Below are 11239 nucleotides of genomic sequence, written 5' to 3'. Positions count from 1 at the left end.
TGATGATTTTCAACAGCTTGGGTGACGCCACCCCAGCCGCCGCCCCGGCATCCCTAGGCACACGACCGACTGAAAACCGTTTTGGAATAACGGTTTAATACCCTTTTCGCGCAGTTTCGAAAGGGCTGCGCGCAGCAAGCTTTGTCACTCGGTTGCCTTTTGTTGCTATTCGTCGATTTACCTATCACTAGCAATTATGCTGTTGATTGTCTGCTCGGTTAACCCTGTGCACAGGTTGGTCGTTTTGCAGTCCGCATCCCCGTCTGCCACCCGCATCGAACAGTCCGCCGCTTCCGCATCGGCGAAGACCGCATCGGCGAAGTCCTCTGCCGCCCATGACCGGGCGGCGGAAAAGGCCGCGCGCCGTCTGCTGTCCGGCATGCTGGGTCCGCGCCGGGACCGGGCGATGCTGGTGCTGGCCTCCTTCGCGCTGAACGTCTTCGGGCTGGCGCTGCCGGTGACGCTGCTGCACGTCTATGACCGCATCCTGCCCAACGAGTCCTACGGCACCATGCTGCTGCTCGGTCTCGGCTGCGGTGCTGCTGCGGTGATGGAAGCGATCCTGCGGGTGGCGCGCTCGGCGCTGACCACGTGGATGGGAGCCCGGATCGAACACCGGTCGAGCGCGTCGCTGATCGACCGGCTGATGCACATGCCGCTGAACGCCTTCTCCCAGCAGGGAATCGGCACCCATTTCGAGGTCTACCGCGCCATCAAGATGGTGCGCGAGTTCTACTCCGGCCAAGCGCTGCAATCGGCCATCGACATCCCCTTCGCCGCGCTCTACCTGGGCCTGATCGCATTGCTGGCCGGCTGGCTGGTTGTGATCCCGCTGGGCGTGCTGGCGCTGTTCCTGGTCGTCGGCGCCGTCCTGGGCCGGCGGATGCGCCGGGCGCTGGAGAACCGCCATGTGCTGGAGGAACGCCGCCTGAACTTCATCAGCGAGGTGCTGAGCGGCGTCCACACGGTCAAAGGGCTGGGGGCGGAGGCCGGCCTGCTCCGCCGCCACGAGCGCCTTCAGCAGGGCTGCAGCGAGGAGGACTTCAACGTCGCCCGGCTGAGCGGTTCCGCCTCCGTCGTCGCCACCACCCTGTCGCAGGCGACGATGATGCTGGTGGTCATCCTGGGCAGCGTGTCGGTCATCGACGGGATGATGACGACCGGTGTGCTCACCGCCTGCTCAATGCTGGCCGGGCGCTGTGTCCAGCCGGTGCAGTCCCTGTTCGATCGCTGGGTGCGCTATCAGTCGGTGTCGCTGTCGCTGCGCCGCATCGGCCATGTCCTGCTGGAGGTCGGGGCCGACGGCGGCGCGCATGGGGCCAGGGAGGGGGCCGGCGATGGGACCGGGGCCGCCGGCGCGGTGGCGGAACCGCTCGTCCCCGGCACGATCGAGATGGACAAGGTCCGTTTCGCCTACGACCGCGGGCCGGAGATCCTGACCGACCTGTCGCTGAGCGTCGGACCGGGCGAATTCCTGGGCGTCGTGGCGACCAATTCGACGGGCAAGACGACCCTGCTGCGCCTGATCCTGGGCGTGCTGCGGCCGAATTCCGGCACGGTGCGGGTGGGCGTGCGCAGCACGACGGAAACCGACACCATGATCGGCATCGGCGGCGTCGTCTATGTCGGCGAGCATCCGGAACTGTTCAAAGGCACCATCCTGCAGAACCTGACGCTGTTCGACCCCGGCCGGGCCGATCTGGCGATGGAGGTCTGCCGGCGCCTCGGGCTCGACCGCCGCATCGCCAGCCTACCACAGGGCTACGAGACCATCGTCGGCGACGCCTCGCAAGAGGCGCTGCCGCGCGGCGCCCGCCAGATGATCTGCCTTGCCCGCGCGCTGGTCCGCGAACCGGCGGTTCTGCTGCTGGACGAGCCCAACTCCTCCCTCGACACCGAATCCGACAAGCTGTTCCGCCGCGCGCTGGAGGAACTGCGTGGCAGCGTCACCATCCTGCTGGTCACCAGCCGTCCGTCGCTGCTGACGCTGGCCGACCGGGTGGTGCAGATCGTCGACGGCCATGCGGTCAGCCGCGGTGCTTCCGGCGGAGAGAGCTTGGGCACCCAGCCCGCCCTCGTCGCTTCCAACCCCGGCACGGAGCCTGCCGCCGCAACCGCCGCGCCTGATGCCGAACCCATCCGCGCCGCCCATGACGACGGCGACATCCTGCGCCGCCGGCTGGCGGTGGCATCGGCGGTGGGCGCCTGCATGGTGCCGCTGCTGGATGCGCTCGGCTGGCGCGGCGCCCCGCAGACCCTGGCCGAGGCCCTGCCCCACTTCTCCGAGGTTCAGACGGTCGAGGAACTGTGCGACGTCCTCCAGCGCCTTCATTTCGAGGGGCGCAGCCTTCGCATCGACCTCGCGCGGCCTGATCCGTCGCTGATGCCCTGCCTTTTCCGCGCCCGCGACGGCGGCGTCTACACGCTGCTGTCCGCCGATGCCGACGGAGTCGTCGCCTTCAGCGGCCAGCTGCGAGAGACGGTGACGCTGAATTACGGCAAGGGCACCGCCTATGCCTTCACCGCGCTGGAGACCACGACAGGCGCCGGGACGCAGAACTGGGTCGGCACGGTCATCCACGGTTATGTGCCGCTGCTGTGGGCGGTGCTTGGCTTGAGCGCCGTCATCAACCTGCTGTCGGTCGCCGCGCCGCTGTTCACCATGGCGATCTACGACAAGGTGATCGCCACCGGCTCCTTCGACACGCTCGCCACCATCGCCATCGGCGCGGCGCTGGTGATCGGCGGCGATTTCGCCCTGCGCCAGATCCGTGGCCGGGCGCTGGCCCATGCCGGTTCCCGCATCGCCCGGACCATCAGCAACGCAACCATCGACCGCATCCTGATGCTGCCGGTGGGCATGAGCGAACGCGCCGCCATCGGCACGCAGATCGCACGGGTGAAGGATCTGGAATCGATCCGCGATTTCATCAGCCAGGGACAGGTTGCGGCCCTGTTCGACGTGCCCTTCGCCCTGTTCTACCTGGGCGTCATGGCGGTTCTGGGCGGTCCTCTGGCGCTGGTGCCGCTGGGCGCCGTACTGATCACCGCCGCCATCGGCGCAGCCGTCCACCCGCTGGTGCGCGCCCGCACCGGGACAACCGCCCGCGCCGACACCGAGCGGCAGGAATTCTTCGTGGAGATGGTCGCCAAGATGCCGGCGCTGCGCGCCATCGGCGGGCTGGCCCATTGGCGCGACCGCTACGACCGCCTCTCCGCCCGCACAGCATTGTCAGGCCACACCGCCGCCAACCTGTCGGCCACCCATGCGGCGCTGGCCGGCCTCGTCGTGCCGGTCGCAGGATTGGCCACCGTCGGCGTCGGCGCGCTCCAGGTCTTCACCGGCGCCATGACGCCGGGCGCGCTGATGGCGTCTATGATGCTGCTGTGGCGGGTGATGGTGCCGCTGCAGACCGCCGTCTCCATGTTGCCGCGCATCGAGCAGCTGCGCGCGAACGCCCGCCAGATCAACGGCCTGATGAGCATCCGGCCGGAGCGCGAGCCGCGTTGCGCCACCCTGCAGCCGCGCAGGCTGAAGGGCGAGGTGTCCTTCTCCCGCGTTTCGCTGCGCTACCGGAACGATGCCGATCCGGCACTGGTCGGCGTGTCCTTCACCGTCAAGCCGGGGCAGATCGTCGCCATTGTCGGACCGGACGGCGCCGGCAAGTCGTCGCTGCTGAAGGTGATGCTGGGGCTCTATGCGCCGCAGGCCGGCAACGTGCGCATCGACGGCGTCGACATCCGCCAGATGGATCCGATCGACCTGCGCAAGTCGGTCGGTTATGTCCCGCAGGCCAGCGCCCTGTTCTACGGCACCATCGCCCAGAACCTCCGCTTCGCCGACCAGACCGCCGACGACTCCGAACTGCGCTGGGCGCTGTCGCTGGCCGGCGCCCTGGACGAGGTGGAAGCGCTGCCGCGCGGTCTGGACACCCGCATCGGCGACAACCAGTCGCTGCGCCTGTCGCCCAGCCTGACGCAGAAGATCTGTCTCGCCCGCGCCTATATCCGCCGGCCGCGCATCCTGCTGCTCGACGAGCCGGCCAGCCGGCTGGACTTCGACGGCGACAAGGCCCTGCATGCGGCGCTTTCGGCCTTGCGTGGGCACAGCACCATCTTCCTGGTCACCCACCGGCCGAGCCACCTGACGCTGGCCGACACGGTGCTGACGATGGATGCCGGCATGATCGCCCCCGCCGGCCCGTCCGGAAGCCTGCCCGGTCCCCGGCCCATCGGTCCAGGCACGGGTCCAGGCACGGGTCCCGGCGCCGGCCCGGCGGGTGGTCCGGCCGGCGGCGGCAGCAGCGTCGCCAACAACATCGCCGGAGCGCTGCTGGGCGGGATCGGGCTGCAACGCCCGCCCGGCGGCGTCGCCACGCGCCAGCACTGATCCGCCTACCTCCTTCCTCTCCGATCCTGTGTGAACCGCAAGATGGCCGCTTCAGACCTCGCCCGCCCCACCGGCAAATCGCTCAGCGCCGACGATGCGACGCTGTCGCTGGTCCGCGCCACCATCCTCGTGCTGGTCCTGCTGATGGCGGCGCTGCTGGCCTGGGCCACGCTGATGCCGGTGAAGGAGGCCGTCGTCACCGCCGGACAGGTGGTGCCGTCCGGCAACGCCCAGGTGGTCCAGCATCTGGAAGGCGGCATCGTGTCCAACATCCTGGTCAAGGAAACCGATCTGGTGGAGGCCGGCCAGCCCCTGATCGTCTTCGATCCCAAGCAGGTCCAGGCGGAGCGGGAACAGATGAACGCCCGCCTGCTGACGCTGGAGTTGCGGGCGGAGCGGCTGCGCGCCTTCGCCGCCGGGCGGGAGCCTGATTTCCTGCGCGTCGCCGGCACCGACACGCCGCAGACGGACTCACAGATCGCCGACCAGCGCCTGATCTACGACACCCAGCGCCAGGCCCGCGACACCGCCATCGCCGTGCTGCGCGCCCAGGTCTCGCAGCGCGAGGCGGAGCTGGCGCTGTATGAAGGCCAACTCGCCAGCATCAAGGACCAGATCACCTTCATCACCGGATCGGTCGACATCCGCAACAAGCTGGAATCGATGGGCCTGTCGTCGAAGCTGCAATCGCTGGAAACCCAGCGCGAGCAGTCACGCCTGATGGGCGAGCAGCGGCGGATCGAGGGACAGATCATCGCCACCGGGCAGGCGATCACCGAAGCCGGCAACCGCATCCTCGACCAGACGGCCAAGCTGGCGCAGGACGCGGTGAACGAGATGGGCACCGTGACCGCCGAGATCGCCCAGCTGCGCGAGGCCCGCGCCAAGCTGGACGACCGGTCCCAGCGGCTGACCGTGCTGTCGCCGGTGCGCGGGCTGGTGCAGGATCTGCGCGTCAACACCATCGGCGCCGTGGTGCCGGAGGGCGGCGTCCTGATGCAGATCGTCCCGGTCGATCATGAGATGACGGTGGAGGCCCATGTCACCCCGCGCGACGTCGGCCACCTTCATGTCGGGCAGGAGGCGACGGTCAAGGTGCTGACCTATGACTTCGCCCGCTATGGCGCCGTCACCGGCAAGCTGCTGCGCATCTCCGCCTCCACCTTCCTGGACGAGCAGCACCGTCCCTACTACAAGGCGGTCATCGCGCTCAGCCGCAACCATGTCGGCCGCGACGACATCCAGCACCCGGTTCTGCCCGGCATGACGACCCAGGTGGAGATGACCACCGGCGAGCGGTCGCTGCTTGAATATCTGCTGAAGCCCATCTACTTCGCCCTGTCCGACAGTTTCAACGAGCGGTGAGGATGGCCCTGCGCCGGCCCCGCCCGACAAGTGGCCGGCGATTGTTCATCCCAGCCGAATTGTGTTGCCGCTGACCCGGTATTTATTAGTACGCCTACGGGAGCCACACTCCACCGCACTGCAATGCGGGAGGGGTGCCACGGCACCGGACGGCTATGGGACGGTCGACGAGGACACAAGGGACGAGTGCGGAGCGCGGCGGGGCACAGGGCACGACGCCCTGCCCCTGCCCCTTCGTGGTCGATGACCGGACCATCGCCGGCCATGCCCAGGACATCCGGCTGCGGCTCTACCGGCCGCTGATCGGGCTGGCGGTCCCGGCGCTGCTCTATCTGCATGGCGGCGGCTTCACCTCCGGCTCGCTGGAGGAGGCGGAGGAAACGGCGGCGGCCATCGCCGCCGAAACCCCGGCGCTGGTGGTGTCGGTCGGCTACTCCCTGGCCCCCGCCCACCCCTTCCCCACCGCCGCACAGGATGCCTACCGCGCGGCGCTGTGGACCGCCGAGACGGCGCCGTCCCTGGGCGTCGCCCACGGCGGGCTTGGCGTCGTCGGCTATGATGCCGGCGGCCATGTCGCCGCCTCCCTGACTTTTCTGGCCCGCGACCTGGGCGGGGTGAGCCTTGCGGCGCAGGCGCTGCTCGGCCCGATGCTGGACCCCAGCCTGACGCGGGCCAGCCGCGGCGGCATCGGCGATGCCGATAGCAAGGCCGACGGGAAGGCCGGCGCAACGGCCCGGCTGCTCGACAGCACCATCGCCGACTGCGCCCGCTGCTACCGCGCCTATCTGCCGGAGGCGGCGCAGCGGCTCCACCCCTATGCCGCGCCGCTGGAATCGCGCCGGCTGGGCGGGCTGCCGCCGGCCCTGATCGTCACCGCCCAGAACGACATGCTGCGTACCGAGGCCGAGCAGTACGCCGCCGGCCTGATCGCCGCCGGCGTGCCGACCGAAGTCACCCGCTTTCCCGCCATTTCCCACGACGCCCTGCCCGGCCATCGGCCGGCCTTGCTGGCCGTCAGCGACTTCCTGCGCCGCCGGCTTCCCGCCGTGCGCACCTGACATTTTCCTCCTGTTCCGGAGACAGATCTCATGACCAAGTCACGCTCCAAGCTCGCCCTTCTCTTGATCGCCGGGGTCGCCGCGGCGGGCGCCGCCGGCATCGTCGTCAGCCAGGGCCATGCCGATGCCCCGCAGACGGCCGCAGCCGCCCCGCCCCCGCCGGAGGTGGACGTCGCCCCCGTCGTGGTCCGCAAGATCACCGATTGGCAGTCCTATTCCGGTCGCCTCGAAGCGGTGGACCGGGTCGAGGTGCGGCCCCAGGTGGCCGGCGCCATCACCGCCGTGCATTTCCGCAACGGCGCGCTGGTCCGCCAGGGCGACGTGCTGTTCACCATCGATCCGCGCCCCTTCGCGGCGGAGGTCGCCCGCCAGGAGGCCCAGGTCGCCGCCGCCCAGGCCCGCGTCCGCTTCACCGCGGCGGACCTGGAGCGCGCCCAGCGTCTGGTCCGCGACGACACCATTTCCCGCCAGTCGCTGGAGAGCAAGGAGAACGAGGCCCGTTCCGCCGCCGCCAACCTGAAGGCGGCCCAGGCGGCGCTGGAGATCGCCCGCATCGACCTGGAGCACAGCCAGGTCCGCGCCCCCGTCTCCGGCCGCGTGTCGCGCGCCGAGGTGACGGTGGGCAACGTGGTGGCGGCCGGGGCCGCGGCGGCCCCGCTGACCACGCTGGTCTCGGTTTCGCCGATCTACGCCTCATTCGACGTGGATGAGCAGACCTACCTGACCCACATCGCCGGGGTGAAGGACGCATCCGGCGTGCCGGTGCAACTGGGTCTCGCCAATGAGGCCGGCTATTCCCGCGACGGCGCGGTCGAGCATGTCGACAACCGGATGGACGCCGCCTCCGGCACCATCCGCGTGCGCGCCCGCTTCGACAACGCCGACGGGCTGCTGGTCCCCGGCCTCTACGCCCGCATCAAGGTCGGCGGCAGTCAGCCGCATGACGCGCTGATGGTGGAGGACCGCGCCATCGGCACCGACCAGGACAAGAAGTTCGTCCTGGTGGTGGCGGAGGACGGCACCGTCACTTACCGCGCCATCGTCACCGGTGCCCATCAAGCCGGCCTGCGGGTGGTGAAGAGCGGGCTGGAGCCCGGCGAGCGCATCGTCGTCAACGGCCTGCAGCATGCCCGCCCCGGCAGCCGCGTCAGCCCGCGCACGGTCGCGATGAACGGCACGCCGGAGCCCATCCGCACCGCATCCACGGCGCAATGATCCACGCCCGCCGGGAGAGCCGTCATGAACATCTCGAAATTCTTCATCGATCGCCCGATCTTCGCGGGCGTCCTGTCCGTGGCGCTGTTCCTGGCGGGTGCGATCTCGCTGTTCCAGCTGCCGATCTCCGAATATCCGGAGGTGGTCCCGCCCTCCGTCGTCGTCCGGGCGCAGTATCCGGGCGCCAACCCCAAGGTGATCGCCGAGACCGTCGCCGCTCCGCTGGAGGAGCAGATCAACGGCGTCGAGAACATGCTGTACATGCAGTCGCAGGCCAACAGCGACGGCAACATGGCGCTGACCGTCACCTTCCGGCTCGGCACCGACCCGGACAAGGCGCAGCAGCTGGTGCAGAACCGCGTCTCCCAAGCCCTGCCCCGCCTGCCGGAGGATGTGCAGCGGTTGGGCGTGACGACGGTGAAGAGTTCGCCGACGCTGACCATGGTCGTCCATCTGCTGTCGCCCAACGACCGCTATGACATGACCTACCTGCGCAACTACGCCATCCTGAACGTCAAGGACCGGATCAGCCGCATTCAGGGCGTCGGCGAGGTGCAGGTGTGGGGCGCCGGCGACTATTCCATGCGCGTCTGGCTCGACCCCAACAAGGTGGCGGAACGCGGCCTGACCGCGACGGACGTGGTGGCGGCGATCCGCGAGCAGAACGTCCAGGTCGCGGCCGGCGTCATCGGCGCCTCGCCCAGCCTGCCGACCACGCCGCTGCAGCTGTCGATCAACGCGCAGGGCCGCCTGAAGACGGTGGACGAGTTCGCCAACATCGTCCTGAAGATCGGCAAGGATGGCGGCGTCACCTACCTGCGCGACGTGGCGCGGGTGGAGCTGGCGGCCTCGCAATACGGCCTGCGCTCGCTGCTGGACAACAAGTCGGCGGTGGCGCTGGGGATCAACCAGGCGCCGGGCGCCAACGCGCTGAGCATCGCCGACAATGTCCGGGCGACGATGGCGGAGCTGAAGGCCGACATGCCCGACGGCGTCGATTTCAGCATCGTCTACGACCCCACCCAGTTCGTGCGGTCGAGCATCGAGGCGGTGATCCACACCCTGCTGGAGGCGGTCGCCCTGGTGGTCCTGGTGGTGATCATCTTCCTGCAGACCTGGCGGGCCTCGATCATCCCGCTGCTGGCCGTGCCGGTGTCAATCGTCGGCACCTTCTCCCTCATGCTTCTGCTGGGTTACTCGATCAACGCGCTGTCGCTGTTCGGCATGGTGCTGGCCATCGGCATCGTGGTGGACGACGCCATCGTCGTCGTCGAGAACGTCGAGCGCAACATCGAGTCCGGCCTGTCGGCCAAGGAAGCCACCTACAAGGCGATGCGGGAGGTCAGCGGTCCGATCATCGCCATCGCGCTGACGCTGGTCGCCGTCTTCGTGCCGCTGGCCGCCATGACCGGCCTGTCGGGCGAGTTCTACAAGCAGTTCGCGATGACCATCGCGATCTCCACCGTCATCTCCGCCTTCAACTCGCTGACCCTGTCGCCGGCCCTGTCGGCGGTGCTGCTGCGCGGCCATGACCAGCCGCAGGATTGGCTGACCCGCGCCATGAACCGGGTGTTCGGCGGCTTCTTCCGCCTGTTCAACCGGGTGTTCCACCGCGCCTCAACCGGCTATGGCCGCGGCGTCGGCGGGGTGGTGCGGCACAAGGGCATGATGATGATGGTCTATCTGCTGCTGCTGGGCGCCACCGTTCTGCTCGGCCGCGCGGTGCCGATGGGCTTTGTCCCGGCCCAGGACAAGGAATACCTCATCAGCTTCGCCCAGCTTCCCAACGGCGCCTCTCTCGACCGCACCGAGGCGGTGATCCGCGAGATGACCGACATCGCCCTCAAGCAGCCGGGCGTGCAGAGCGCCGTCGCCTTCCCCGGTCTGTCGGTCAACGGCTTCACCAACAGCTCCAGCGCCGGCATCGTCTTCGTCACGCTGAAGCCCTTCGCCGAGCGCGGAGACGCCAGCCTGTCGGCCAACGCCATCGCCGCCGACCTGCAGAAGCGCTATGCCGGCCTGAAGGAGGCCTTCGTCGCCATCTTCCCGCCGCCGCCGGTGATGGGCCTCGGCACGTTGGGCGGCTTCAAGATGCAGCTGGAGGACCGCGGCGCGCTGGGCTACGAGGCGCTGAACGCGGCGGTCAACGCCTTCGTCACCAAGGCGATGCAGACGCCGGAGCTGGGGCCGACCTTCTCCAGCTACCAGATCAACGTGCCGCAGCTGGACGTCGATCTCGACCGGGTGAAGGCCAAGCAGCAGGGCGTGGCGGTCGGCGAGGTGTTCGACACCATGCAGATCTATCTGGGCTCGCTCTACGTCAACGACTTCAACAGCTTCGGCCGCGTCTACCAGGTGCGGGTGCAGGCGGACGCGCCGTTCCGGGCCGAATCCGGCGACATCGGCCTCTTGAAGACCCGCAACGACCGCGGCGACATGGTGCCGCTGTCCTCGCTGGTCCGGGTGGCGCCCAGCTACGGGCCGGAGATGGTGGTGCGCTACAACGGCTACACCGCCGCCGACATCAACGGCGGGCCGGCGCCGGGCTTCTCCTCCGGTCAGGCGCAGGCGGCGGCCGAGCGCATCGCGGCGGAGACCCTGCCCCGCGGCGTGCGGTTCGAGTGGACCGACCTGACCTATCAGCAGATCCTGGCCGGCAACTCCGCACTGTGGGTGTTCCCGATCAGCATCCTCCTGGTCTTCCTGGTGCTGGCGGCGCAGTACGAGAGCCTGACCCTGCCGCTGGCGATCCTGATGATCGTGCCGATGAGCCTGATGTCGGCGCTGGCCGGCGTGTGGATCACCGGCGGCGACAACAACATCTTCACCCAGATCGGCTTCATGGTTCTGGTCGGCCTGTCCGCCAAGAACGCCATCCTGATCGTCGAGTTCGCCCGCGAACTGGAGGAACAGGGCCGCAGCACCGTCCAGGCCGCTATCGAGGCCAGCCGCCTGCGCCTGCGCCCGATCCTGATGACCTCCATCGCCTTCATCATGGGCGTGGTGCCGCTGGTGACCTCCACCGGCGCCGGATCGGAGATGCGGCACGCCATGGGTGTGGCGGTGTTCGCCGGCATGATCGGCGTCACCCTGTTCGGTCTGGTGCTGACCCCGGTCTTCTACGTCCTGCTGCGCCGGCTGGCCGGCGCGAAGGCGGAGCGGTCGGCGGACATCCCCTCCACCCCGGCGGGAGCGGTGACGCACCACTGAC

Annotated in this window: 5 protein-coding genes; all 5 read left to right on the top strand. The window is 69.0% G+C overall.

What is annotated here, in order from left to right; translation table 11 throughout:
• Window positions 1–244: 244 nt before the first annotated feature.
• Window positions 245–4390 (top strand): ATP-binding cassette domain-containing protein, encoded by a 4146-nt coding sequence (locus tag J2Y49_RS22705; protein WP_310117246.1) that lies wholly within the window; start codon window positions 245–247, stop codon window positions 4388–4390.
• A 42-nt stretch (window positions 4391–4432) separates the two neighbouring features.
• Window positions 4433–5755 (top strand): HlyD family type I secretion periplasmic adaptor subunit, encoded by a 1323-nt coding sequence (locus J2Y49_RS22700; RefSeq protein ID WP_310117244.1) that lies wholly within the window; start codon window positions 4433–4435, stop codon window positions 5753–5755.
• A gap of 155 nt (window positions 5756–5910) precedes the next feature.
• The gene (locus tag J2Y49_RS22695) at window positions 5911–6813 is read left to right on the top strand and encodes an alpha/beta hydrolase (protein WP_310117243.1); all 903 of its coding nucleotides are present in this window, start codon (window positions 5911–5913) and stop codon (window positions 6811–6813) included.
• A gap of 30 nt (window positions 6814–6843) precedes the next feature.
• A complete protein-coding gene (locus J2Y49_RS22690) occupies window positions 6844–8028 on the top strand; it encodes an efflux RND transporter periplasmic adaptor subunit (RefSeq protein WP_310117242.1) in 1185 nt (394 codons plus the stop codon).
• Between the two features lie 24 nt (window positions 8029–8052).
• Entirely contained in the window at window positions 8053–11238 is a 3186-nt protein-coding gene (locus J2Y49_RS22685) for a multidrug efflux RND transporter permease subunit (protein WP_310117241.1), read from the top strand.
• The last annotated feature ends 1 nt before the right edge of the window (window position 11239 follow it).

This window comes from Azospirillum sp. BE72 (genome assembly GCF_031455875.1).
In the GTDB taxonomy this organism is placed as follows: domain Bacteria; phylum Pseudomonadota; class Alphaproteobacteria; order Azospirillales; family Azospirillaceae; genus Azospirillum.
Note: the sequence above shows the minus strand (reverse complement) of the source record. Positions and strands in the feature narration are given on the sequence as shown.

Coding starts and splice junctions, on each gene's coding strand:
- J2Y49_RS22690 (WP_310117242.1), top strand. CDS start 6,844: ATGACCAAGTCACGCTCCAAGCTCGCCCTTCTCTTGATCGCCGGGGTC.
- J2Y49_RS22685 (WP_310117241.1), top strand. CDS start 8,053: ATGAACATCTCGAAATTCTTCATCGATCGCCCGATCTTCGCGGGCGTC.
- J2Y49_RS22695 (WP_310117243.1), top strand. CDS start 5,911: ATGGGACGGTCGACGAGGACACAAGGGACGAGTGCGGAGCGCGGCGGG.
- J2Y49_RS22700 (WP_310117244.1), top strand. CDS start 4,433: ATGGCCGCTTCAGACCTCGCCCGCCCCACCGGCAAATCGCTCAGCGCC.